The 23546-nt window shown below is 59.8% G+C and carries 23 protein-coding genes; 14 read left to right on the top strand and 9 right to left on the bottom strand.

The window, feature by feature from the left end; translation table 11 throughout:
• From tssI to ACB031_RS12705, 5 genes are all read left to right on the top strand, one after another.
• Nucleotides 1-2263 (top strand): type VI secretion system tip protein TssI/VgrG (tssI, locus tag ACB031_RS12725; RefSeq protein WP_371139670.1); only part of this gene is annotated, 2263 nt, incomplete at its 5' end.
• Nucleotides 2260-3060, top strand: a complete 801-nt coding sequence (locus ACB031_RS12720; RefSeq protein WP_371139669.1) for a DUF4123 domain-containing protein — start codon at nucleotides 2260-2262, stop codon at nucleotides 3058-3060. The genes tssI and ACB031_RS12720, both read left to right, overlap by 4 nt.
• On the top strand, nucleotides 3060-5012 hold the full coding sequence (locus ACB031_RS12715; RefSeq protein WP_268038144.1) for a DUF2235 domain-containing protein: 1953 nt from the start codon (nucleotides 3060-3062) through the stop codon (nucleotides 5010-5012). The genes ACB031_RS12720 and ACB031_RS12715 overlap by 1 nt, the downstream gene beginning before the upstream one ends.
• Nucleotides 5012-5710, top strand: coding sequence for a DUF2931 family protein (locus tag ACB031_RS12710; protein ID WP_043171090.1), 699 nt, complete (start codon nucleotides 5012-5014; stop codon nucleotides 5708-5710). The genes ACB031_RS12715 and ACB031_RS12710 overlap by 1 nt, the downstream gene beginning before the upstream one ends.
• A gap of 187 nt (nucleotides 5711-5897) precedes the next feature.
• The gene (locus tag ACB031_RS12705; protein ID WP_371139668.1) at nucleotides 5898-6599 is read left to right on the top strand and encodes a DUF2931 family protein; all 702 of its coding nucleotides are present in this window, start codon (nucleotides 5898-5900) and stop codon (nucleotides 6597-6599) included.
• Between the two features lie 128 nt (nucleotides 6600-6727).
• Here the strand turns inward: ACB031_RS12705 and ACB031_RS12700 are convergent, their stop codons facing one another.
• Nucleotides 6728-7612, bottom strand: coding sequence for a LysR family transcriptional regulator (locus ACB031_RS12700; protein WP_371139667.1), 885 nt, complete (start codon nucleotides 7610-7612; stop codon nucleotides 6728-6730).
• Nucleotides 7613-7721: 109 nt separating this feature from the next.
• Here ACB031_RS12700 and budA point away from each other — a divergent pair, with 109 nt between their 5' ends.
• Both budA and alsS read left to right on the top strand, forming a co-directional pair.
• Complete coding sequence (budA, locus tag ACB031_RS12695; protein WP_010634814.1) at nucleotides 7722-8501, top strand: acetolactate decarboxylase; 780 nt, start codon at nucleotides 7722-7724, stop codon at nucleotides 8499-8501.
• Between the two features lie 27 nt (nucleotides 8502-8528).
• Nucleotides 8529-10199, top strand: coding sequence for an acetolactate synthase AlsS (alsS, locus tag ACB031_RS12690; protein ID WP_017764087.1), 1671 nt, complete (start codon nucleotides 8529-8531; stop codon nucleotides 10197-10199).
• Between the two features lie 100 nt (nucleotides 10200-10299).
• Here the strand turns inward: alsS and ACB031_RS12685 are convergent, their stop codons facing one another.
• Both ACB031_RS12685 and ACB031_RS12680 read right to left on the bottom strand, forming a co-directional pair.
• A complete protein-coding gene (locus ACB031_RS12685) occupies nucleotides 10300-10875 on the bottom strand; it encodes a DJ-1 family glyoxalase III (protein WP_371139666.1) in 576 nt (191 codons plus the stop codon).
• 32 nt (nucleotides 10876-10907) lie between these two features.
• Nucleotides 10908-11855: a ketopantoate reductase family protein gene (locus ACB031_RS12680; RefSeq protein WP_371139665.1), complete on the bottom strand. Its 948-nt coding sequence runs from the start codon at nucleotides 11853-11855 to the stop codon at nucleotides 10908-10910.
• Nucleotides 11856-12212: 357 nt separating this feature from the next.
• On the opposite strand from ACB031_RS12680, the gene ACB031_RS12675 reads away from it, so the two are divergent.
• Complete coding sequence (locus ACB031_RS12675; protein ID WP_005303589.1) at nucleotides 12213-12695, top strand: YajQ family cyclic di-GMP-binding protein; 483 nt, start codon at nucleotides 12213-12215, stop codon at nucleotides 12693-12695.
• Between the two features lie 102 nt (nucleotides 12696-12797).
• Here the strand turns inward: ACB031_RS12675 and ACB031_RS12670 are convergent, their stop codons facing one another.
• From ACB031_RS12670 to ACB031_RS12645, 6 genes are all read right to left on the bottom strand, one after another.
• On the bottom strand, nucleotides 12798-13640 hold the full coding sequence (locus tag ACB031_RS12670) for an outer membrane protein OmpK (RefSeq protein ID WP_005303585.1): 843 nt from the start codon (nucleotides 13638-13640) through the stop codon (nucleotides 12798-12800).
• Between the two features lie 156 nt (nucleotides 13641-13796).
• Nucleotides 13797-15176 carry an MFS transporter gene (locus ACB031_RS12665; protein WP_065018144.1) on the bottom strand — a complete coding sequence of 460 codons (1380 nt, stop codon included), beginning with the start codon at nucleotides 15174-15176 and terminating at the stop codon, nucleotides 13797-13799.
• An 87-nt stretch (nucleotides 15177-15263) separates the two neighbouring features.
• Complete coding sequence (locus tag ACB031_RS12660; RefSeq protein WP_017764090.1) at nucleotides 15264-15593, bottom strand: hypothetical protein; 330 nt, start codon at nucleotides 15591-15593, stop codon at nucleotides 15264-15266.
• A gap of 116 nt (nucleotides 15594-15709) precedes the next feature.
• Nucleotides 15710-16261: a peptidylprolyl isomerase gene (locus ACB031_RS12655; RefSeq protein WP_005303575.1), complete on the bottom strand. Its 552-nt coding sequence runs from the start codon at nucleotides 16259-16261 to the stop codon at nucleotides 15710-15712.
• Between the two features lie 15 nt (nucleotides 16262-16276).
• Nucleotides 16277-16849: a YajG family lipoprotein gene (locus ACB031_RS12650; RefSeq protein WP_010634807.1), complete on the bottom strand. Its 573-nt coding sequence runs from the start codon at nucleotides 16847-16849 to the stop codon at nucleotides 16277-16279.
• 29 nt (nucleotides 16850-16878) lie between these two features.
• Entirely contained in the window at nucleotides 16879-18021 is a 1143-nt protein-coding gene (locus tag ACB031_RS12645; RefSeq protein ID WP_371139664.1) for a methyltransferase, read from the bottom strand.
• A 192-nt stretch (nucleotides 18022-18213) separates the two neighbouring features.
• On the opposite strand from ACB031_RS12645, the gene ACB031_RS12640 reads away from it, so the two are divergent.
• The 6 genes from ACB031_RS12640 (at nucleotide 18214) to nqrE (ending at nucleotide 23543) form a co-directional block, all read left to right on the top strand.
• Nucleotides 18214-18522 carry a BolA family transcriptional regulator gene (locus ACB031_RS12640; RefSeq protein ID WP_005303561.1) on the top strand — a complete coding sequence of 103 codons (309 nt, stop codon included), beginning with the start codon at nucleotides 18214-18216 and terminating at the stop codon, nucleotides 18520-18522.
• A gap of 441 nt (nucleotides 18523-18963) precedes the next feature.
• Nucleotides 18964-20307 (top strand): Na(+)-translocating NADH-quinone reductase subunit A, encoded by a 1344-nt coding sequence (locus tag ACB031_RS12635; protein WP_005303554.1) that lies wholly within the window; start codon nucleotides 18964-18966, stop codon nucleotides 20305-20307.
• Nucleotides 20308-20310: 3 nt separating this feature from the next.
• Complete coding sequence (locus tag ACB031_RS12630) at nucleotides 20311-21540, top strand: NADH:ubiquinone reductase (Na(+)-transporting) subunit B (RefSeq protein ID WP_005303550.1); 1230 nt, start codon at nucleotides 20311-20313, stop codon at nucleotides 21538-21540.
• Complete coding sequence (locus tag ACB031_RS12625; protein WP_005303548.1) at nucleotides 21530-22318, top strand: Na(+)-translocating NADH-quinone reductase subunit C; 789 nt, start codon at nucleotides 21530-21532, stop codon at nucleotides 22316-22318. The genes ACB031_RS12630 and ACB031_RS12625 overlap by 11 nt, the downstream gene beginning before the upstream one ends.
• Nucleotides 22311-22943, top strand: coding sequence for an NADH:ubiquinone reductase (Na(+)-transporting) subunit D (locus ACB031_RS12620; protein WP_005303545.1), 633 nt, complete (start codon nucleotides 22311-22313; stop codon nucleotides 22941-22943). The genes ACB031_RS12625 and ACB031_RS12620 overlap by 8 nt, the downstream gene beginning before the upstream one ends.
• Before the next feature lie 3 nt (nucleotides 22944-22946).
• Nucleotides 22947-23543, top strand: coding sequence for an NADH:ubiquinone reductase (Na(+)-transporting) subunit E (gene nqrE / locus ACB031_RS12615; protein ID WP_017764094.1), 597 nt, complete (start codon nucleotides 22947-22949; stop codon nucleotides 23541-23543).
• Nucleotides 23544-23546 lie beyond the last annotated feature (3 nt).

The raw sequence follows: 23546 nt of genomic DNA, 5'->3' as shown, positions 1-23546 counted from the left end.
AGCGGGCAAGCACCGCATCGTGTTTGCCGACGACGCGGCTGCCCTGACTGCCGGCCCCGAGCTCTTCTTCAACCTCGGCAACCGCTCGCTGGAACAGGGGCCCTATGTGCGTCAGTTCCACTACCGGGAGGCTGTGCGCCCCTCGGATGTGGAGCTCAAGGACTACAGCTTCAAGACCCCGGCCTACGGTCTCTCCCACAAAAAACAGGGCGCAGAGCTCGAACACCAGCGCGATACTTACCAGCACTTCGATTTTCCGGGTCGCTACAAGCAGGATGGCAGCGGCAAGGCGTTTACCCAACATCGGCTGGATGCGCTGCGCAATGATGCCGTAGCCGGCAATGGCAAGTCCAACAGCGCGGCCCTGCTGCCGGGCCAGACGTTTTCACTCACCGAACACCCCAACGGCAGCCTTAACACCGATTGGCAAGTCGTACGCATCCAGCACACCGGCTTGCAGCCGCAGGCGCTGGAAGAGGAGGGGGGCAGTGGCCCCACCGTCTATCACAATGAGTTCGGCGTGGTGAAAGCGAGTACCACCTGGCGGGCCCGCATCGGCAGCCCGGAGGCCCCTCACAAACCCATGGTGGATGGCCCGCAAATCGCCATGGTGGTGGGGCCCGAGGGGGAGGAGATTTACTGCGACGAGCACGGCCGGGTGAAGCTGCAGTTCCCGTGGGACCGCTACGGCAGCTCCAACGACCAGAGCTCCTGCTGGGTGCGGGTCTCGCAAGGTTGGGCCGGCGGTCAATACGGCATGATGGCCATCCCGCGTATCGGCCACGAGGTTATCGTGAGTTTCCTTGAAGGGGACCCGGACCAGCCCATCGTGACGGGTCGAACTTACCACGCCACCAACCGGCCGCCGTATGAGTTACCGGCCAACAAGACCCGCACAGTGCTGCGCACCGAAACCCACCAGGGGGAGGGGTTCAACGAGCTGCGTTTCGAAGACCAGGCGGGGCAGGAAGAGATTTACATCCACGGTCAGAAAGACCTGAACGTACTTATCGAGAACGACGCGGCCTGGCATATCAAGCATGACGAGCATCGTGATATCGACAACGAGCGGGTGACCCGTATCAAGGCCAACGACCACCTGACTGTGGAGGGTGAGAAACGCGACCAAGTGAAGGCTGACTACTCGCTGACGGTGGATGCCAGTCTGCATCAGAAGCTGGGGCAGTCTCTGCTGGTGGAGGCGGGGAGCGAGGTGCATCACAAGGCGGGCATGAAGATCGTGATGGAAGCGGGGGCAGAGCTGACCCTCAAGGTCGGCGGCAGCTTTGTGAAGCTCGATGCCGGCGGCGTTACCCTCAGTGGCGGCTCCATCAAGATGAATTCAGGCGGCAGTCCTGGTTCTGGTTCCGGCTGGGGTGGCAAGGCTCCCGTTCTACCAGGTAATGTCGAGGTGCCAACACCACCACCAGCAACGTTACCAGCCCCGGCCATCCACAAGAGCATGGAGTCCATGGCGCCGCTGGCCAAGCCTTGTCCAGCAGCCCCGCCACCTGTGCCCCCTCCGCCTGCCGGGGGGCCACCGGCTCCACCGCCCGCTCCACCCCAGTTTGCCGGAGGCCCAATGGTGCCACCGCCGCCGCCACCTGTTGCGGTCAAAGGGGAAGGCAAAAAGCCGGCAAAGAAGTGGGCGACGGTAGAGATATCCAAAGCGGATGAAGCACTCAGATACTATTCGGCGCAGGGGTACACATTGCTCAATAACTATTTGCGTGATCGCCCCTACAAGCAGCGAGAGGCCATCGATACCCTGCTTAGTCGCAGCTATTTGAATGATGAGCCGACATCTGCGGGTGAATTTGATAAGGCAATGAAGGCCTATGTTGCCGATGTGGAGGCTGGTCTGGCCAAATTGCCGGCCTCACCTGAGTTGTCTTTCGTCTACCGGGGGCTGGCGCTGGACAAGCCGGAGCTTGCAGCCCTGAAAGAGCAGTTCACCGGGGTGGGCAATATCGTTGTTGAGCCAGGATTCATGAGTACCTCACCGGACAAGGCCTGGGTCAACGATACCTTGTTGAAGATCCGCTTGCCTGCCGGTCATGGTGGCCGTCTGCTGGGAGACGCTGCGCACTTCAAGGGCGAAGCTGAGATGCTGTTTCCGACGCAGACCAGGCTAAGGGTCGATCGAGTAGTTTCCTCCACGAGCGGTGATTTCGATACCTTGCTCAATACGATCCCAACCTCTGACAATGCATCGGATAACCGCAGCAGGATCAAGCGACTGATTGAGGTTTCCGTATTATGACGTTATTGGATTGGCTCGCTGGCGAGCAAGCGGGTGAGAGGTATGCCGTCATCGATGGAGCCCAGGCAGAGTCAGCCGTGGCGGATTTCTATATCTATGATGGAGAGAATGCCAATCCACTTTTTGCCGGTACCGCTTTCGATGAGCACTCTGCGTTGGGGCCTTGGTTGCTGCCTGCCCCTTCCACTGAGTTCATGATGGCCAATCCCGCTCTGAGCGGCTTCTACCTGATCAGCGACCAATCAGTGGAGCTGATCCGCCGCCATTGGCAGAGTCTGATAGAAGCGATACGCGAGGGAGAAGCAGTCTGGTTTCGTTTCTCTGACCCACGCATTTTCCTGCCCATGCTCAGTGCCATGACCCCTGATGAACGCGATAGTGTGCTGGGGCCCTGTTCCGGGCTCTGGATCCATGGCAAGGCCTTCTCTCGCACGCCTCATGCCCGGTTCCAACCCGCATTGCAAACCCCCTGGTTTCATATCCGGCCTCATCATCTGGTTGGACTCTACGACGAGAACCGTCATGCCTACATCTTGCGGCGGCGGTTCTGGCAGACCATGACGGCTATGATGGAGCGCCATCCTGACCCGGCCGGGACCATTTTACCCACACTCAAACTGGCCAATCAGGATGGGCTGCAAGAGGATGTGCTCGATGGTGTGGTGGCTGGCGTCTTGGCCTTGCAAGTCAATTTGCCTCTTGAAGAAATACGGGGGCCTTTGATGCTGACCGACGATGAGCTGGTTCAGGTAGCCAACTGGCTGAACAAACATCACGAATTGACAGGAGCATCCTGATGGCGGCAGATCCCCACTGTATCCCTTGCGAACGTTATGATAACTGGGTAGAGGTAGACATTCGCGATGAGCACAACCGTTCGTTCAAGGGGCTCAAGGCCACTTTGACTGACGAAACTGGCAAGTCAGAGACGGTCACCCTGCAGGATGGACCCACCCTGGTGCGAGGTTTTGCAGTTGGTCCGGTGACAGTAAAAATCGAGACGCCAGCCTGGCTCAAGGCGGCGCAGTCCCGTGAGGCCCTCAAGGAGGGTGAGACCACACAGGTACCCGCCTATACAGACAAGTTATTCGGGCACTGCGACGTCAAACGAGAGCATATCAAGGTGACCACCGGTGACCTTTGTCTCACCGAGCCAGAACAGCCACTGCCGAAAGGGCATCAGTCAGGACAAGCCCAGCCTCCCCGTTTTTTCACCAAGCACTCCTACGTGATTGAGGTGAAGGGATATCGGCTGAATATCCTGCGTATCGGAGTGTTCTTTGATGGCACGGCCAACAACACCTTCAAGCACAGGGAAGGGAAAAGTGCATTGGAGACAGCCTTGGCGCAATGCAGCCCGGAAGAGCAACAAGTATTGCTGGAACAGTGTTTTGAAGGGGCGTTACCTGATGGCTTGAATAACAGCGAGAAAAACGACGTCACCAATGTTGGCAAAGCTCATGACTTGTATCTTCCCCCAAGCAAACGCTCTCCTATCGTGAAGGTTTATGTTGAGGGGATAGGCACGACCCAAGGTGAGGATGATACCAGCTTGGGTCTTGGTGCGGATAAAGGTAATACCTCCAGCGCCTCACGTGTCGAACAGGCTTGTCGTACTCAGATTGTTGCGGAGATAAAAGAACAACTTGAAAGCATATTGCCCACTATTGAGTGCATTCATAAGGTCGAGTTCGATGTGTTTGGCTTTAGCCGGGGCGCCTCTGCCGCTCGCCAGTTTGTAAACCGTATCGATAAGAAAGGGGACCACCCACTGGTGGAGGCCATGGCTGCTGACCCCGATATTCCCTTGAAGGCGGGCTTTGACTGGGCCAGTCGCGATGATGTGCGTATTCAGTTTGTCGGGTTGTTTGATACCGTGGTCAGTTCCTATCTGTGGGGTAAACGTAATGTGACGCTGGCCCCTGACTGTGCCGAGCGGGTGGTGCATATCGTGGCGGCTGATGAGTGGCGTTATCACTTTGACTTGACCCGTATCACTGACGATGCAGCAGGCACCGCGATTGCGGACGGTTTTACCGAGGTCATTATTCCTGGCGCTCACTCCGATATTGGTGGAGGCTATTACAGCCGCTGGAGCCTGCGTGATCCTAATGCGGTATCCCCGTTAATTACAGAAAAGTGTGTGATCGCAACTTTCAATTCCGATGCGATGCCATACGTCAATCCAACCGATGCCCAATCATATCGAGATGCCCTTGCCTATGCCAAAATGCGGGCTGGACAAGGCTGGGGCAAAGGCGTTGTGTCCCTAGCTAGCCATCGTGATACAACTCAACTTGGCTATTTGAATGTGCGTCCTAGGCCACTGGGGCCGATCACGGGCAGTCAATCAGGGGGCCATAGGAACATCTGCGTCGATGTGGTGCTGCACCGGGTGGTGGAGGGGGAATATTCACGTATACCGCTGCACATGATGGTAGAAGCGGCGCGGGATGCAGGTGTGCCTTTTAAGACGTGGATATCACAAGGTGACAATGCCTACCGTTTGGATAGCGCACTTTCGTATCCCACAGTGAACTTGGCCAAACTCGATGAGCTATGGGTTGATGTGGCCAAACGGCGCGGAGAGGTGATCAACTTGGCTCGTAGTTTACCTGGCGAGCTGTACCAAAAGTTGCGGCTAAGTTATTTGCACTACAGCGCTGACACTGGACTGGTAAACACACCCAACAGGGTTGGTGACAAAGAAATCCGTAAGCTGACTGGCAATGATAAGGGAGGTTATTAATGCGCTGGATACTCTTACTGCTGCTGTTGCCATTAGTCGCAGCCTGTCAAGCAGCTCCCACAGGCCCCAAACAACTGGACTGGCGCCATATGGTAGGATCCAATGCTGATGAAATATGGGTGACGGAGGTGCTTTTTTATCGTCAGGGACAATTGGTAGATGCCTCAACCAACGGATCGTCGAGTCGCGTTGATGCAGAATCACTTCGTGCAAGGGACTATCGCTGGTTGATAACTGCCGGTCGCCGAGATATTCACCCCGCCCCCGATCGGGTAGAAGTGGAGTGGATTTCATTCCACGATAAAAAGCGCTATCGCATTAGCCTGGCCTTGCCAGCAGAGCTGGAACGCATGATTGCGCAACCTTATCGCATCAAAGTGAGGGATGAGTCGCGTGAAGTACGCCGAGATAACATTGGCTTAGGTATGGCCACCGGTGGTTATGTGGAGGCGTTTTTAACCAACGCCAAAGTGAAGCCTGACATCTTGCTGGCCAGGGGGATTGCTAACGAAATTCAAACCTCGCAAGACAAGGAAAATCCTGTCACCAAAGTATACAAAGAGTGGTTTGACGATTTTGATAAAGCATACGGTGATGCCTATCAACAGTATCCTACCCCCAGTGGTATGGACTGGGCACCTATCATGGATGCCTATCGTACCGCCCAACCCAAGACGGATACCGACCCAGTAAGGTAATACCATGGAGGTTGACAGTGCCGGCTAAGGGTACCAAGCCAACATCACCAGATATCTTCCCGCGACAGCTCACGCCAGAGGAGATTGAAGCGCTTCGCCAAGACATGCGCCGCCGATATATTGACAATATGAAGGTGCTCGAGAGCATGAGTCTCTTCCATCTAGAGCAGGAAGTACCAACAAAAAGATGAAATATATCGTTGTATTGTTGTGGTTCTGCCTGTCATTGATGACCAATGCGGCGCCACAACCTTTGCCTAAATTTGCTTGGGATTATGGTACAGGCAGCAATATAGATCTTACTAAGAACACCAAGACAGAGTTCTATCTTGGAGGGAAGCAAGTTTATGCCGACCGTTTGGCAGGTGGCGGAGCTGGAGGTCTACTTGCCGATCGAATCAAGGCGCAACGTTACTATTGGGCGGGCGGTAGTGGCCTGCCTACCGACGATGTTCCCATCCCCGATAAAGCGGTGATTGAAATGGTTTCCTTCCATGATCGCAAGCGCTACCGCATAAAGGTGGACTTGCCTGCCAATCTGGAGCAGCAGATGCGCCAGGTCTACTCTGTTGAGGGTCGTTATGACCGCCGTAGCTGGCTCTATTTTGGCCTAGCGCCAGGCGGCTATTTTGAGGTGTTACTTAAGGGAGATAGGCTAAATGTTAAGCCAGATATTCTACTTACTCGTGGTATTGCCGAAGTTGTGACCGATGATTGGTATGACCAGAAAGTACCGATAGCGCGCCAATATGGTATGGATGATTTCGACAAGAAATATGGTGGGCTATTTAAGCAATACCCAGTTCCTAATGGAATGGATTGGGCTCCCATCATGGATGCCTACCGTGCTGCCCAACCCGTCACCGATGTGAATCCTGTGGCTGAATAACGATTCTGCTTCATCTTGGCCAGCGATAAAGGTGAGTTGAATTAATCGGTTGGCCAATATTTGTTCGTGAAATAATACGGTGCCAAAACCCCCATCCGCTTGTGCCGATGGGGGTTTTTGTTTGTCTTTCAATGGTGGCCGGGGATCAGCCCAATCAGATGCTGCAGGCTTTTTTGGCGGGGATGGCGGCGGGTGGCGAGGCTGATGCGGGTGGTGAGCGGCTCGGTGGCGATGGGGTGATAGCTGACGCCGTGGGGGTGCAGCTCGCTCACAGATCGCGGGATGATGGCGACCCCGAAACCGGCCTGCACCATGCCGACGGTGGAGATCACCTGCGGGCTCTGACTGCCGAGGCGGGGGCTGAAGCCGGCCCGCTGGCAGCGCTGGGTGATGGCGTCGTGCAGCCCGGGTCCGAGCTCGCGAGGGAACAGGATGAAGGGATCCTGCGCCAGCGCCTCGATGGGGATGGCACCACTGCCGGCCAGCGGATGGTGCGGGGGCAGGGCGATCAGCATCTCCTCCTCATCGATCGGGTGGTGGGCCAGCGCCGAGCTGCTGCTGCAGGGCAGACGCAAGATGGCGGCATCCAGCTCCTCGCTCACCAGATCACGCACCAGATTGGGCATGCTGTTCTCGATGGGGTGCAGGCTGACCTCCGGCCAGGCCTGGCGAAAGTCGTGGATGAGCTGCAGCACGCTTGGGTGCAACACGGTGGAGCCGGCAAAGCCGAGGCGCAGCGAACCCAGCTGGCCGCGGGCGATGCGCCTGGCCTTTTGCATGGCCTGCTCGGTCTGCGCCAGTATCCCCTTGGCATCCTGATAGAGGCTCAGCCCCGCCTCGGTCAGCTCCACACTGCGTGTCAGCCGGTGAAACAGCGGCGTGCCCACCTCCTGTTCGAATTTGCGGATCTGCTGGCTGAGCGGCGGCTGGGCCATGCCCAGCGCCTCGGCAGCGCGGGTGAAGCTCTGTTTGTCTGCCACGGCCACCAGGTAGCGCAGGTAACGGAATTCCATATCTGGTACGTCTCGAAGCTGATGGGTTTGGATATTGGTATCAAACTGTGATCTTGGTCACTATTGAATCCTGATTTGCCAACCTAACAGGATTGGAGGTGAAATCCAAATGGAAACCAATTCATCATGTGACTGCGCCATCGAGATCAGCCAGCAGTTTGCTCGCTGGCAGGCTCGCCAGGGGGGCGGCGAGGTCTACCAGAGTTCCCTGATGAGTGCCCTGCTAGCGGGGGTTTACGAGGGGGAGACCACCATGGCCGACCTGTTGCGCCACGGTGACTTCGGCCTCGGGACCTTCAACCGGCTCGACGGCGAGCTGATTGCGTTCGAGCGCCAGATCCACCAGCTCAAGGCTGACGGCTCGGCACGTCCGGCCCGCGCGGAGCAGAAGACCCCGTTTGCGGTGATGACCCACTTTCGCCCCTGCCTGCAGCGCCGCTTCGATCATCCCCTGAGTCGCGAGGAGATCCATCAGTGGGTGGATCGGTTGGTGGGCACCGACAACGTCTTCGTCGCCTTTCGACTCGACGGCCTGTTCGAGCAGGCGCAGGTGCGCACCGTGCCCTGCCAGCATCCCCCCTACAAGCCCATGCTGGAGGCCATCGAGGCCCAGCCACTGTTCTCGTTCAGCCAGCGGCGCGGCACCCTGGTGGGCTTTCGTTGCCCGCCCTTCGTGCAGGGGATCAACGTGGCGGGCTATCACGAGCACTTCATCACCGAGGATCGTCGGGGCGGCGGCCATATCCTCGACTACGCCATGGGCCACGGTCAGCTGCAGCTGTCGGTGGTGCAACATCTCAATATCGAGCTGCCTCGCAATCCGGCCTTTCAACAGGCCGACCTCAATCCCGCCGATCTGGACCGCGCTATTCGCGCCGCCGAAGGCTGAGCCCTTCGCTTAACAAGGAGTGACATCATGGAAAATCAACACTGGGCCTGTGGGGCCGAACTGGTGGTGCGCCATCTGGAGGCGCAGGGGGTCAAGCAGGTGTTCGGCATTCCCGGGGCCAAGATAGACAGGGTATTCGATGCGCTGGAGGACTCCCCCATCGAGACCATAGTGGTGCGTCACGAAGCGAATGCCGCCTTCATGGCCGCCGCGGTCGGCCGGCTGACCGGCAAGGCCGGAGTGGCGCTGGTGACTTCGGGGCCGGGTTGCGCCAACCTCATCACGGGGCTTGCCACCGCCACCTCGGAAGGGGATGCCATGGTGGCGCTGGGCGGTGCCGTGCGGCGGGCCGACGGCCTCAAGCTGACCCACCAGAGCCTGGATACCGTCAGCCTGTGCCGGCCGGTCACCAAGTTCAGCGCCCAGGTGGGCACCGGCTCCGCCCTCTCCGAAGTGATGGCCAACGCCTTTCGCAGTGCCGAGCTGGGGCGGCCCGGAGCGGCCTTCGTCAGCCTGCCGATGGACATCATCAACGAGCCGACCGACGGCGCCATTCTGGTGCCGAGCGCCATCCCGGAGCCGGGGGCAGCCGACGAGAGCGGCATCGATCGGGCGCTGAGCCTGCTGGCGCGGGCTCGCAAGCCGGTGGTATTGCTCGGTCTGCTGGCCAGCCGGCCGGAGAACTCCCTCGCGGTGCGCGCCTTCCTCGACAAGAGCCGGTTGCCGGTGACCGGCACCTATCAGGCAGCCGGAGTGGTGGATACCCACCATTTCGATGACTTCGCCGGACGGGTGGGGCTGTTCAACAACCAGCCGGGGGACAAGCTGCTGCAGGATGCGGATCTGGTGATCTGTATCGGTTACAGCCCCATCGAATACGATCCCGTGTTGTGGAACGGCACCGGCGAGCGCCAGCTGCTGCACATCGATGCGCTGCCGGCGGAGATCGACAGCAGCTACTGCCCGGCGGTGGAGCTGGTGGGCTCCATCAGCGCCAACCTGGCGCGGCTGACCCGGATGCTGCATCAGCCGCTGGCGCGAGATCCGGCCATTACTGCCCTGCTCGGCGAGATCCGCGCCCAGCGCCATCAACTCGCCGAACATGCCGGCCGGCTGGGGGGCACCCCCATCCATCCGCTGCGCATCGTCAAGGAGCTGCAGGACATCATCGGGCAGGACATGACCCTGTGCGTGGACATGGGCAGCTTCCACATCTGGATTGCCCGCTACCTCTACAGCTTCCGGGCCCGCCAGGTGCTCATCTCCAACGGTCAGCAGACCATGGGGGTGGCGCTGCCCTGGGCCATCGGGGCTGCCATGGTGCGCCCGGGGGAGAAGATCATCTCGGTGTCTGGCGATGGCAGCTTCATGCAGTCGAGCATGGAGCTGGAGACCGCGGTGCGGCTCAAGTCCAACATAGTGCACATCATCTGGGTCGATAACGGCTACAACATGGTGGCGATGCAGGAGGAGAAAAAGTACAGCCGCAGCTCAGGGGTGAGTTTCGGCCCCATCAACTTCAAGGCCTATGCCGAGTCGTTCGGGGCGGCCGGCTTTGCCGTCACCTGTGCCGAGGATCTGCGGGCGACCCTGCGCGCCGCCATGGCGGTGAGCGGGCCGGCGGTGGTGGCCATCCCGGTGGATTACAGCGACAACCACCTGCTGATGGAGCAGCTCAGGCCCGAAATGCTCAGTTGAGGCGGAGCTGAACCGGCTGACTGCTTGCAGTTCGCCTCAAAGCAGAGCGCCCCTTGCCAATTGGCAAGGGGCGCTCTGTCATTGCGAGAGGGCTATTTATTCAGGGCATGAGCGAGGGGGGCAACACCATGGGGCCGGCCACCGCGCGGGCGGCCTCGTCACCGCGCAGCACCCGCACCAGCTCGAGGGCGAACTCGATGGCGGTGCCCGGCCCCTGGCTGGTGATGAGGTGATGAGCCTCATCGGTTACCACCCGCGCCGTACTGAGCTGCGCCGCGGGCAGGCGAGCCTGAAAACCGGGATGGCAGGTGGCACTGGCATCCCCCAGCAGAGCATGGTGTTGCAGCACCACGGTGGGGGCGGCGCAGATGGCTGCCCGCCAGCGCTGCGCTGCCGCCTGCGCCTTGAGCAGGGCAATGGCGCGCGGCGTATCGCGGATAACTTCGCTGCCGGGCAGGCCACCTGGCACCACAATGGCCTCGAACTCCTGAGCCGCCAGCTCGTCGAGGTGGCAATCCGCCACCAGTTGTACCCCGCGGGAGGCGCGGATCTGGCGCTGCCCTGCCGGGCAGCAGGAGGCGAGCACCACCTCTATAGCCCCGCGCACCAGGGTATCGACGATGGCGACCGTCTCTATCTCTTCCGACCCGGGGGCCACCAGTACCAGTACGCTCATCCTTTGCTCCTTGCGTTGGCGAGCCCTCGGGCTCACTGCTTCTCTTTGATGGCCTGATAGAGACCCTGATTGACCGGTACCGCAATGCCGTGGCAGGCGGCCCGGGCCAGCAGGAAGCCGGTGATGGCCTCAATCTCGGTCTCGCGCCCCTGCTCCATGTCCTGATACATGGAAGAGTAATTGTCGGCGGTGAGCTCCACCACCGTCATGACCCGGCGCAGCAGCTCGTCGCTGCCGGTGGGCTGGCCTTCGGCATGCATCACGTCCGCCACTTCCACGCAGATCTGCTGCAGGGCATCGGCAAAGCGCGGACCGGCCAGCTCGCCATTCTTGAGCTTGTGGAGCGCGGTGAGCGGGTTGATGGCACAGTTGACCGCCAGCTTCTGCCACTGGCGCGCCTGGATCTGCTCATCCCAGCCGGCCTGGCCGAGGGCGGCCGCCAGCTCGTCCGCCAGGGCGGCATGGGCTCTGGCCGCCTCGTTGACCGGGCCGAGCCAGGTTTCGCCCTTGCCGGTGTGGCGGAACACGAAGTGGCCGCTCTGCATGGCGCCGTGGCTGGTGACGCCGGCGATGACCGGATTATGGGGGAACAGCGCGACCACCTGCTCGGCGATCCCCATGCCGTTGTGCAGCAGCACGATGGGCACGTCGGTTGCCAGCTGGCCCACCAGCGGGGTCAGCGCCTCGATGACCTGGCCGGCCTTGGTCATCACCAGCAACCGCTGGACCTGACCCGGCTGGTCGACGAAGCCGCGCTCGATGTTGATGAGCTGGGTGTTGCCCTCCAGCGAGGTGAAGTCGATGCCGGGGTGCAGGGTGGCGCGGTGGCGCTCGCGCAGCAAGACGCGGGTGGACTGGCCGCTTTGAGTCAACAGGGAGGCAAACACACCGCCCAGGGCGCCGCAACCCAGCAGGGTCCATTGGGGGGAGGGGGTGTGTCGACTGTGTGTCAGGTTGTAATCGCGTGATCCGCTTGGCATGGAGAGACTCAATCAAGGTAGGGGCTGCATTCCAGTCAACCACCTGCCGGGGATAAGTGAAGATGTCGCCTGGCGGACACCTGGAACGGGTTCATGATCTTGCTGCGAGGTCGTGCTCAAGGCTTGTACGAGGCTTGTGCATGTGAAGCCGGAAGCCCATGTATTCATATACAAGCGGGCTCCTGCGCAGCGATTTACCTTGCGGACGACCTCTCGCGACAGATACTGAACAGGTTCTAACGGGTCTCGCCATTCCTGTGCGAAGGGGATTCTAGCAGAGCAGTCCCATCGAAATCAGCAAATTTGCCGTAATTCTGGTAGATTTGCCCCCTTATAGCGCAACATGAGGAGCCCACTATGCCGTCATTCGATATTGTCTCTGAAGTCAAAATGAACGAGGTGTTGAACGCCGTCGACAACGCCAATCGTGAACTGGCGACCCGTTTCGATTTTCGTGGTGTTGAAGCCAGCTTCGAGTTGAACAAGGAAGAGGTCAAACTGGAGGCCGATGCCGATTTCCAGCTCAAGCAGATGGTCGAGATCCTGCGCGGTGCCCTGCTCAAGCGCAACATCGAGAACAGCTCCATGGACGTGGGTGACAGCGTTCACTCCGGCAAGCGCTTCCACCTGACCGTGAAGTTCAAGCAGGGGATCGACAAGGAAGTTGCCAAGAAGCTGGTGAAGCTGATCAAGGATTCCAAGATCAAGGTGCAGGCCGCCATTCAGGGCGACGAGGTGCGGGTCACCGGCAAGAAGCGCGACGATCTGCAGGAGACCATGGCCCTGGTGCGTGGCGCCGAGCTGGGTCAGCCGATGCAGTTCCAGAATTTCCGCGACTGATGGATGGCTGGGGAGGGCACGGCTCTCCCTGTTCGCTACCATCTGGCCATAAAAAAACCGGAGCAGCTGCTCCGGTTTTTTGTATCCCTGATGCCCGTTCGATTAGAACTTGTAGGTAACGGAGAAGTAGTGGCTGAAGCCAGAGCTCTTCCACGGGGTACCGTCGTAGGCGGTGGAACCGTCTTTGGTGCCGTAGGCATCCATGAAGTACTTCAGGCCGTAACCGACGGCGTAGCGATCGGAGTGCCAGTAGATACCGTGGAAGGTAGCCAGGTTGTCGCTGGTACGGTCAGCACGGTTGTGGGTGTCCAGATCGAAGGCGTAGTCCAGGTAGCCCTGATAGGAGACGAAGCTGCCGTTGCTGAAGGTGTAGAAAGGCTTGAACCAGTTCATGGCGAACCAGTAACCGTTCCACTCACCCTCTTCTTCGGTGAAGAACTGGTTTTCGGTGGCGTGACGAGCGTACAGGTTCATGCCCACTTTGCCGAACCAAGGCACTTGTACATCAGCACCCAGACCGATCATGTTTTCCATCTGGTTGTCGCCGATGTTGTTCAGAGAGGCGATGTAAACCTCTTGCACCGGACCGAAGGAGAGATCTTTACCAGTCAGCGCATCCAGAGACATACGCGGCGCAAACTTCATGAACAGGTTCTGACCCTTGTGCTTGTCGCTGTGACGGGAGTCGAAGATATCGAAGACGTCGACGTAACCGTACAGGTCAAACAGGCCGGAGCGACCACCGAATTCCATTTCGAAGTAGGTGTCGTTGTAATCTTCAGCACCTGCAGTGAAAGGACGTTGGTCGATGGTGTGCATGACGTTGAACTGCATCCACTTGTAGTCGTTCTTGTGGATGTCACCGCTGTAGTCAGCAGCGAAAGCCGGGGTAGCGGCGGCAGCCAGCAGACCGGCACCGATCAGAGTCTTGGTAAATTTGGCCATTTTATTGGTCTCTTGTGCGTTAGTTGAGGTTTTCCGTAGCCTGCCCACAAGGAGCGGAAGGGATTCTAGCCAAATAAATTCACCGGATAAACCAGCACCAGGGAACTTTATTCGGAAGTGTGAATCTAATCACCCCCAATTTTACGCAAACGCTTGCTATTTGTCCGATTGCGGTAACAAGGCACTTCCTCGTTTGGCAACCAACACGATCAGGATCAGCACCGGAATGCCGAGCAGGCTGGTGCTGATGAAGAAGCTGCTGTAGCCGAACTGCTCGACGAAGCGGCCGGAAAAGCCCGCCAGCAGCTTGGGCAGCAGCAGCATCACCGAGCTGAACAGGGCGTACTGGGTGGCGGAGAAGGCCACGTTGGTCAGGCTCGACAAAAAGGTGACGAAGGCAGCCGTGGCGATGCCGGCGCTGAGGTTGTCCAGCGAGATGATCAGGGTCAGCAGCTCGAGGTTGTGGCCCACTTCATTGAGCAGGGCAAACAGCAGGTTGGTGCTGGCGGTGAGCAGGGCGCCGAGGAACAGAATGCGCAGGGTGCCAAAACGCATCACCAGCACGCCGCCGAGGGCGGCCCCCACCAGCGTCATGATGACCCCGTACACCTTGGTGATGGTGGCCACCTCGGTCTTGCTGAACTGCATGTCCACATAGAAGCTGTTGGACATCACCCCCATCACCACGTCCGAGATGCGATAGCAGGCGATGAGCCCGAGGATCAGCAGGGCGGAGCCGCCGTAACGGCGAAAGAAATCGGCGAACGGACACCAGATGGCCTCGTAGCTCCAAGCGCCGAGACCGGCCAGCCCCGCCGGCCAGCCGCGGGCGAGCAGCAGGCTTTTGCGGGCCGCCTGTTGTTCATTCTGGGCGGCGAGATCGATGACGGGTTCGTGGCAGAACAGGGTGGTGATGACGCCGAGGGACATCAGCCCCGCCATCAGCAGATAGGTGAGCTGCCAGCCGCGATAGTCGTAGCCGTCGTTGCTGCCGAGCCAGGCGGCCAGCGCCAGTGCGCCGGCCCCGGCCATGATCATCGCCAGCCGGTAACCAGTCATGTAGGAGGCCGCCATGGCCGCCTGCAGCCGCTCGGGGGCCGACTCGATGCGATAGGCATCGATGACGATGTCCTGGGTGGCGGAGGCGAAGGCCACCAGCAGGGCAAACAGGGCCAGCTGGGCGAGCTGGGTCTTGGGATCGCAGAAGGCCATGCCCACCAGCGAGGCGGCGATCAGCAACTGGGAGAAGAGCATCCAGCTGCGGCGCCGGCCCAGCCAGCGGGAGAGCAGTGGCAGCGGGAGCCGATCCACCAGCGGTGACCACAACCATTTGAAGCCATAGGCCAGCGCTACCCAGCTCATGTAGCCGATGTCGGTCAGGCTGACATCCGCTTCGCGCAGCCAGAACGAGAGGGTGCCGAACACCAGCAGCAGCGGCAGGCCGGAAGAGAACCCCATGGCAAACAGGATGAGAACCCGAGTCTCAAGGTAGACGGCGAGCGAGTCTCGCCAGCTCGGTGTACGGACAGTGTTCAAATACCTGACTCCTCTGGGAAAATTGCGCCATTTTGTCAGGTTCGGGTTGGATAGCCAAGGCAAGCCGGGCAGGGGAGGGCACTATATTCAGGGGCGCAGGCCGATGCAGTGGCGCGGCAGCGGCCCGTCCGTGGTCAGGAAATTGGCGCACTCCATCAGCTGCAGGCGCAGCCAGACGTCGGCGATGATTTGCTGTTCATCCCACTGATGCAGGCTGTGCAGCAGGTGCCAGAACACCCCCTCCTGCTCGGAGGCCGGGGTCTTGTCGGCGGGGACATGGGGCAGATCCTGCCAGTGGGACAACAGCTGCCAGCTCAGATCTTCCAGCTGCTGATAAGGGATCTCTCGTGCCAGAAAGTGACGAACCGTCTGGGCCAGCGGGATGGCGTGCTGGGCGATGTAGTCGTTGCAAGTCACCGGAACCTCCTTCTCCTCTCGTGGGCCTGGCCCCGCATATCGGGGCAAGGCCAGAGTATAGAAAGGGGCGCCGGCGACCCGGACCGCGGGGATGACGGATTGTGATCCGCTCCGCGTTATTTGTCCGCCAGCAGGACCACCTTCTTCAGGATGATGGGGCTGGTGGGCACGTCGTTGGCACGCAGGATGGGGCTGTAACCGGTCTGCACCTGGGCCAGCTTGTCCAGTACCTCCATGCCCTGCACCACCTGGCCGAACACGGTGTAACCGGCGCCGGCATTGGCGTTGAGGTTGTTGTTGTCGACCAGGTTGAAGTAGAACTGGCGAGTGGCGCTGTCGACCGCCTGGGTGCGGGCCATGGCGATGCTGCCGCGCTTGTTGGGCAGGCCGCCCTTGGACTCGTTGACCACGGGGTCGAAGGTGGGCAGTTGCTGGAACTGCTGGTTGTAGCCGCCCCCCTGCACCACGAAGTCCTGGATCACCCGGTGGAAGATGCTGCCGTCATAGCTGCCATCGGCCACGTAGCGCAGGAAGTTCTTCACCGTCTGCGGCGCCTGCTTGGAGGCCAGCTCCACCACTATGTTGCCGTGGTTGGTCTCCATCCTGACCTTGGGGCCGGCGAACGCCAGCGGGGCGATCAGCATGGCCAGTAACCAGAGTTTTTTCATCTATTCGCTCCTTGTTCAGCTCGGCTGACCCTTGAGATAACCGCGCAGGGCGGTGTCAGCCATGATCTGCTGCAGTACGCTGCCTAGCTGCTGGTTCAGGGTGGACTCCAGTTCGGCCATGCTCGGCTCGCCCGGGCCTTCCTTGCTGGAGGACATGTTGAACTGCTTGGTCAGCTTGCTGCCCTGGAAGTCGGCGATCACCTGCAGGCTGACGCGGGACTTGGTGACATAGGTGAAGGTCTTCTCTTCTACCGTGACCGCGGCAGTGGAGATGGCCAGAGTCAGGTTGGTGGTGCCGCTGTTGCCTACTTCCAGGCCCTGGCTGCGCAGCCCTTCGGCGAGCTTCTCCGCCAGCAGGCTGTTGAGGGGCTGGCTGCTGTTGACCAGTACCGCAGCCTTCTCTTTTTTCTTGATGGAGAAGACGTAGGCGGCTTCACGCTTGTCCACCCCTTCCAAGGTGATGCGGTTGCCCGAGTAGTACTGCTGGTTGGAGGGGATCACCTGCGGATTGAGCAGGGCGCTCTCCGGCCAGTGAGTCGCACAACCACCCAGCATCAGGGCGGCCAGCAGCAAGAGTGACTTTTTCATCATGGGTTTCCTTTCGCGTTTGATGGCGTTTAACGTTTGATGGCTTTCAAAATAACGAATTTGCTGTTCGACGCAACGACTTGTGCGTTGGCGAACAGGCGCTTGAGCTTGTTGTGATAGTCCAGATGACGGTTGCCCACTATCCAGAGTTCCCCCCCTTTGGGCAACACCCGGTGGGCGTCGCTGAACATCTGCCAGGCGATGTGGTCTGTGATGGCCTGCAACTGATGGAACGGCGGGTTGCAGAGGATCCGATCCGCCGAACCGGCAGGCACGCCGTCGAGACAGTTGTTGACCATAAAGTGGGCGCGGGGCAGGGCCGCCGGCAGATTGTGCTCGACGTTGAGCCGGGCCGAGGCGACCGCCATGCGGGACTCGTCGACGAAGGTGACCTCCACCTCGCTGTCACGCGCCAGCAGGGAGAGCCCCAGCACGCCGTTGCCGCAACCCAGATCGATCACCTTGCGGGCACTGTGGATGGGCAGATTGTCCAGCATGAAGCGGGCGCCGATATCCAGGCTGGTGCGCGAGAACACGTTGGCATGGTTGTGGATGAGCATGTCGGTGCCCTCCAGTGGCCAGACCGTGGGGAAGGGGTTGGCCAGCGCGGGACGCTCGGCGGACGCTGCGGCCGGAGTGCAGTGAATGAGGCGCGCCTTCTTCCAGGCGAGTGACGTGCGGGTCGGCCCCAGGTATTTCTCAAACAGCGCCAGGGTGGAGGTGTGGATGTCCTTGGCCTTGCCGGCGGCGATGACGCGGGTGGCAGGGGTAACGACCCCGCGCAGGGTCAGCAGTTGCTGCTCCAGCAGCGCCTGATACTTGGAGACCTTGATCACCACCAGTGCGGGGGCATCGGGCAGGGGAGCCAGCGCATCCTGCAGGCGGATGGCCGCGGGATCCAGGCCGTTCTCTGCCAGGTTGGCCAGGGTAGCCCGCTCGCTGATGTGGGAGTCGGTGACGCAGACAGGAGCATGAGGGTGCAGACAGGCGGCCAGCGCCCCGAAGCCGTCGTTCATGATGATGACGGGGCCATCCTGCTCGAGGGGCTCCTCGGCCAGGGTGTTGATCAGATACTCGTCGGCGGCATCCCAGGCCTGCAAGGGATCCTGCTGCTGACGTGGATAGCGATACAGGGTCAGGCGACAGTGGGCCGTGTCGAGAAGGGTGTGCATAGGCGAATTGTCCAGCTGAGTCATGTAACGGGCCCCGGTGGGGCGCAAAGTGGCGCTATTCTAGCGGGGGCGGAGAATTTCACCAGCCCGGCAGGGCTGCAAGCGGGATTTTCCCGCACCGCCCGATTTCGTCATCCGACCAACCCTGGCTACAATGGCCGGACATCCATTTTGGGAGTTTTGCTCGTGACCATGCAACAACAGATCGAGGCCAAGCTGGCCGCCGCCTTGTCCCCCAGCCACCTGGAAGTGATCAACGAGAGCTACATGCACAGGGTGGCGCCGGGCTCGGAGAGCCACTTCAAGGTGGTGGTGGTGAGCCAGGCGTTTGAAGGACAGCGGCTGCTGGGCCGTCATCGTCAGGTCAATGCGGTGCTGGCCGACGAGCTGGCGGGGGCCATTCACGCATTGGCGCTGCATACCTATACCGAGCAGGAGTGGCAACAACGGGAGCAGGCACCGAGCACCCCCAGCTGCGTCAGCAAAAACGGACTCTCTTAAGACTATTGACGAATTGATTACTTAATCTTCGACCAGTTAACAATTTCAAAACCTGTTTCGGCGACGTTTCGTACTCATGAGGGGAGCGTCGCCCTCCCACCGCGCCATCAAGATTTCTAATCCTTTTTCGAACATAAAAATTATTACCCATTTTGGGGTAATGGTGGCTAACTCGAGGCCGCGCCTGAGGTTTCACGAGAAAAAGCGACGCGATTAAATTGCGATGATTTTGTGATAGAGCGGGGATTTTCCCCATTTTGCATGGCAGGAAACTTGCCATAGGTGGTAAACTCAGGCGCTTTTGAATGACTCTGTATGTTGCTGATTTGTTTATTTCTTCGACATCTTGCCGCAACATCAACGGGCTCATTCAACAACTCGTCGTGATGTATTTCTCGGCGCTAACCAACCTGTCTTCCCTTAACGGTAGTGCAAGTGAGTATGATTACAATTAAAAGAGGACTGGACATCCCCGTGCTGGGTGCTCCGGAGCAAGTAATCTACGATGGCCCGGCCATCACCCGTGTTGCTACACTCGGCGAAGAGTTCGTGGGGATGCGTCCTACTATGTTTGTCAAAGTAGGTGATCGCGTCATTAAAGGTCAGGAGCTCTTCGAAGATAAGAAGAATCCCGGCGTTAAATTCACGGCCCCCGCCACCGGTGTGGTTTCAGAGATCAACCGTGGTGCCAAGCGCATTCTGCAATCCGTTGTCATCGATATCGATGGGTCCGACGAGCAGGTGACCTTCGAGCATTTTGCCTGTGCCGAGCTGCCTAAGCTCGAACGCAGCAAGGTGCAGGAGATCCTGGTCGCGTCCGGCCAATGGACTGCGTTGCGTACCCGCCCGTTCAGCAAGGTGCCGGCCGTGGGTTCCACCCCGCGTGCCATCTTTGTCACCGCCATGGACACCAACCCGCTGGCCGCCGACGCGGAGCTGATCATCAAGGAACAGTCCCAGGCGTTCCTCGACGGTCTGGCCGTGCTGACCCGCCTGACCGATGGTTCCGTATATGTCTGCAAGGGCGAAGGCAGCCTGCCGCACGCTTCCCTGGCGCAAGTCAAGGAAGAGGTGTTCGTCGGTCCGCACCCTGCCGGCCTGCCCGGTACCCACATCCACTTCCTGGACCCTGTCGGTGCCAAGAAAGTGCAGTGGCACATCAACTATCAGGACGTGATCGCCTACGGCAAGCTGTTCACCACCGGTCAGATCCATACTGACAAGGTGATCGCCCTGGCCGGCCCGAACGTCATCAAGCCGCGTCTGCTGCGTACTCGCATGGGTGCCTGCATCAGCCAGCTCACCAACAACGAGCTGCGTGCGGACGAGAATCGCGTCATTTCCGGTTCCCTGCTGAGCGGTGCCAAGGCTGAAGGGGTCCATGACTACCTGGGTCGCTACCACAATCAGGTCAGCGTACTGGGTGAAGGTCGCGAGAAAGAGTTCCTGGGTTGGGTCAATCCCAGCGCCAGCAAGTTCTCCATCACCCGTACCACCCTCTCTCACCTGGTGAAGGGCAAGCTCATCAACTTCACTACCACCACCAACGGTAGTGACCGCTCCATGGTGCCTATCGGCAACTATGAGCGCGTGATGCCGCTCGACATCCTGCCGACCCTGCTGCTGCGGGATCTGGTCTCCGGCGATACCGACAATGCGCAAGCGCTCGGCTGCCTGGAGCTGGATGAGGAAGATCTGGCGCTCTGTACCTTCGTCTGCCCCGGCAAGACCGAGTACGGCCCGATCTTGCGTGAGTGCCTGACCAAGATTGAACTGGAAGGTTAAGCGATGAGTTTCAAGCAACTTCTTGAAAATATGGAACATCACTTCGAGCCGGGTGGCAAGTACGCCAAGTACTATGCCCTGTTCGAAGCGGCGTACACCCTGTTTTATACCCCGGGTTCCGTGACCCGCAATGCCGCCCACGTCCGTGATGCGATCGATCTGAAGCGCATGATGATCATGGTGTGGCTGGCCGTGTTCCCGGCCATGTTCTGGGGCATGTACAACGTCGGCAACCAGTCCATCGCCGCCATCGCCCACTTGGGCACGGCCGCCGGTGCCGGCAGCTGGCAATATGCCCTGGCTACCCTGCTGGGTGCCTCCCTGGATCCGGCGGTGGCCGGCGTCGGCAGCAAGATGCTGATCGGTGCGGCCCACTTCTTCCCGATCTACATCACCGTCTTCATCGTCGGTGGTTTCTGGGAAGTGCTGTTCGCCATGGTGCGCAAGCACGAGATCAACGAAGGCTTCTTCGTGACCTCCATCCTGTTCGCGCTGATCGTGCCGCCCGAGCTGCCCCTGTGGCAAGCTGCCCTGGGTATCACCTTCGGTGTGGTGCTGGCCAAGGAAGTGTTCGGTGGTACCGGCAAGAACTTCCTGAACCCGGCGCTGGCGGGTCGTGCTTTCCTGTTCTTCGCCTACCCTGGTCAAATCTCCGGTGATGCGGTCTGGGTTGCCGTCGACGGCTACTCGGGCGCAACCGCGCTGAGCCAGTGGGCCCAGGGCGGCCAGATGGCGCTGATCAACGGTGCCACCGGCCAGAGCATCAGCTGGATGGACGCTTTCCTTGGCAACCTGCCCGGTTCCATCGGTGAAGTTTCCACCCTGATGATCCTGCTGGGTGCGGCCATGATCGTCTACATGCGCATCGCCTCCTGGCGCATCATCGCCGGCGTGATGATCGGCATGGTAGCTACCTCCCTGCTGTTCAACGTCATCGGTTCCGACACCAACCCCATGTTCAACATGCCGTGGCACTGGCACCTGGTGCTGGGTGGTTTCGCCTTCGGTATGGCCTTCATGGCGACCGACCCCGTCTCTGCTGCCTTTACCAACAAGGGCAAGTGGTGGTACGGCGCCCTGATCGGCGTGATGGTGGTGCTGATCCGGGTCGTGAACCCCGCCTTCCCGGAAGGCATGATGCTGGCCATTCTGTTTGCCAACCTGTTTGCCCCCTTGTTTGACCATTTCGTGGCACAGGCGAACATCAAGCGGAGGATCGCTCGTGGCGTTTAATAAAGACTCTACTACCGGCACTCTCGCCGTAGTGACCGGTCTGTGTCTGGTCTGCTCCATCGTGGTCTCCGTGGCTGCCGTGGGTCTGCGTCCGGCCCAGCTGGAAAACAAGGCGCTGGACAAGCAAAGCAACATCCTGTCCGTCGCCGGCGTCGACATCAGCGCCGTGGCCAAGCGTGACCTGGCCAAGCTGTATGGCGACAAGATTGAAGCGCGTCTGGTGGATCTGGCCACCGGTGAATTCGTTGACGGCGATGCCGACAACTTCGACACCAAGGTCGCCGCCAAGGATCCTGCCCAGAACATTCGCCTGGCTCCGGCCGACGACAAGGCCGGTCTGCGTCAGATCTCCAAGCTGGTCCCGGTGTTCTTCGCCAAAGATGCCGAAGGCAAGGTCGACAACATCATCCTGCCGATCTACGGCCAGGGTCTGTGGTCTACCATGTATGCGTTCGTAGCGGTCGCGGCCGATGGCCAGACCATCAAGGGCATCACCTACTACGACCACGGTGAAACCCCGGGTCTGGGTGGCGAAGTCGAGAACCCGGCCTGGCGCGAGCTGTTCGTCGGCAAGAAGCTGTTCGACCAGAACGGTCAGCCTGCGCTGCGGGTGATCAAGGGTCATGCTCCGGCTGGTTCCGAGCATGAGATCGACGGCCTGTCCGGCGCGACCCTGACCGGTAACGGCGTACAGCATACCTTCGACTTCTGGATGGGTCCCAAGGGTTTCGGTCCTTTCCTGGCCAAGGTTCGTGCAGGAGAAATCAACAATGGCTGACAAGAGCGAAATGAAAAAGTTGCTGTTGACGCCTGTGCTCGGCAACAACCCCATCGCACTGCAGGTGCTGGGTGTCTGTTCCGCGCTGGCCGTTACCAGCCAGATGAAGACTGCGTTCGTGATGACGCTGGCCGTTACCGCGGTCACCGCCTTCTCCAACCTGTTCATCTCCCTGATCCGCAACCAGATCCCGAACAGCGTGCGGATCATCGCCCAGATGGCGGTGATTGCCTCGCTGGTTATCGTGGTTGACCAGGTGCTCAAGGCGTATGCCTACGACATCTCCAAGCAGCTGTCGGTGTTCGTCGGCCTCATCATCACTAACTGTATCGTGATGGGTCGTGCCGAAGCCTACGCCATGAAGAGTGCCCCGCTGCCCTCCTTCCTGGACGGTATCGGCAACGGTCTGGGTTATGGCGCCGTGCTGCTGACCGTGGCCACCGTGCGTGAAATCCTGGGCTCCGGCACCTGGTTCGGCATCGAACTGCTGCCGCTGGTGAACAATGGTGGCTGGTATGTGCCGAACGGCCTGCTGCTGCTGCCGCCGAGTGCGTTCTTCATCATTGGTCTGATCATCTGGGGCGTACGCACCAAGGATCCCAAGCAGGTGGAGGCGAAGGATTAAGGTATGGAACACTATATCAGTCTGTTGATTCGCTCGATCTTCATCGAGAACCTGGCGCTCTCCTTCTTCCTGGGGATGTGTACCTTCCTGGCGGTGTCCAAGAAGGTCAAGACCGCCATGGGCCTGGGTGTCGCCGTTATCGTGGTTCAGACCGTGGCCGTACCGGCCAACAACCTGATCTACAACTACGTGCTCAAAGACGGTGCCCTGGTGTCCGGTCTGGATCTCAGCTTCCTGAGCTTCATCACCTTCATCGGGGTGATCGCGGCCCTGGTGCAGATCCTGGAGATGGCGCTGGACAAGTACTTCCCGGCCCTCTACAACGCGCTCGGTATCTTCCTGCCACTCATCACAGTGAACTGCGCCATCTTCGGTGGCGTCTCCTTCATGGTGCAGCGTGACTACAACTTCGTTGAGTCCGTGGTGTATGGCGTGGGTTCTGGAGCCGGCTGGATGCTTGCCATCGTGGCGATGGCGGGGATCCGCGAGAAGATGAAGTACTCCGATGTTCCGGAAGGCCTGCGTGGCCTCGGCATCACCTTCATCACCGCGGGTCTGATGGCGCTGGGCTTCATGTCCTTCTCTGGTATTTCCCTGTAATCG

The sequence above is a fragment of the Aeromonas sp. S8(2024) genome (genome assembly GCF_041403085.1).
Taxonomy (GTDB): domain Bacteria; phylum Pseudomonadota; class Gammaproteobacteria; order Enterobacterales; family Aeromonadaceae; genus Aeromonas; species Aeromonas dhakensis.
This window is presented reverse-complemented; position numbering and strand designations above follow the sequence as displayed.

Bases quoted from the DNA above. Each gene is read 5' to 3' on its own strand.
- nqrE (WP_017764094.1), top strand. From the start codon at position 22,947: ATGGAACACTATATCAGTCTGTTGATTCGCTCGATCTTCATCGAGAAC.
- ACB031_RS12635 (WP_005303554.1), top strand. From the start codon at position 18,964: ATGATTACAATTAAAAGAGGACTGGACATCCCCGTGCTGGGTGCTCCG.
- ACB031_RS12685 (WP_371139666.1), bottom strand. From the start codon at position 10,875: ATGAGCGTACTGGTACTGGTGGCCCCCGGGTCGGAAGAGATAGAGACG.
- ACB031_RS12620 (WP_005303545.1), top strand. From the start codon at position 22,311: ATGGCTGACAAGAGCGAAATGAAAAAGTTGCTGTTGACGCCTGTGCTC.
- alsS (WP_017764087.1), top strand. From the start codon at position 8,529: ATGGAAAATCAACACTGGGCCTGTGGGGCCGAACTGGTGGTGCGCCAT.
- ACB031_RS12705 (WP_371139668.1), top strand. From the start codon at position 5,898: ATGAAATATATCGTTGTATTGTTGTGGTTCTGCCTGTCATTGATGACC.
- ACB031_RS12645 (WP_371139664.1), bottom strand. From the start codon at position 18,021: ATGCACACCCTTCTCGACACGGCCCACTGTCGCCTGACCCTGTATCGC.
- ACB031_RS12700 (WP_371139667.1), bottom strand. From the start codon at position 7,612: ATGGAATTCCGTTACCTGCGCTACCTGGTGGCCGTGGCAGACAAACAG.
- ACB031_RS12675 (WP_005303589.1), top strand. From the start codon at position 12,213: ATGCCGTCATTCGATATTGTCTCTGAAGTCAAAATGAACGAGGTGTTG.
- ACB031_RS12650 (WP_010634807.1), bottom strand. From the start codon at position 16,849: ATGAAAAAGTCACTCTTGCTGCTGGCCGCCCTGATGCTGGGTGGTTGT.
- ACB031_RS12710 (WP_043171090.1), top strand. From the start codon at position 5,012: ATGCGCTGGATACTCTTACTGCTGCTGTTGCCATTAGTCGCAGCCTGT.
- ACB031_RS12670 (WP_005303585.1), bottom strand. From the start codon at position 13,640: ATGGCCAAATTTACCAAGACTCTGATCGGTGCCGGTCTGCTGGCTGCC.
- ACB031_RS12720 (WP_371139669.1), top strand. From the start codon at position 2,260: ATGACGTTATTGGATTGGCTCGCTGGCGAGCAAGCGGGTGAGAGGTAT.
- ACB031_RS12630 (WP_005303550.1), top strand. From the start codon at position 20,311: ATGAGTTTCAAGCAACTTCTTGAAAATATGGAACATCACTTCGAGCCG.
- budA (WP_010634814.1), top strand. From the start codon at position 7,722: ATGGAAACCAATTCATCATGTGACTGCGCCATCGAGATCAGCCAGCAG.
- ACB031_RS12640 (WP_005303561.1), top strand. From the start codon at position 18,214: ATGCAACAACAGATCGAGGCCAAGCTGGCCGCCGCCTTGTCCCCCAGC.
- ACB031_RS12655 (WP_005303575.1), bottom strand. From the start codon at position 16,261: ATGAAAAAACTCTGGTTACTGGCCATGCTGATCGCCCCGCTGGCGTTC.
- ACB031_RS12715 (WP_268038144.1), top strand. From the start codon at position 3,060: ATGGCGGCAGATCCCCACTGTATCCCTTGCGAACGTTATGATAACTGG.
- ACB031_RS12680 (WP_371139665.1), bottom strand. From the start codon at position 11,855: ATGCCAAGCGGATCACGCGATTACAACCTGACACACAGTCGACACACC.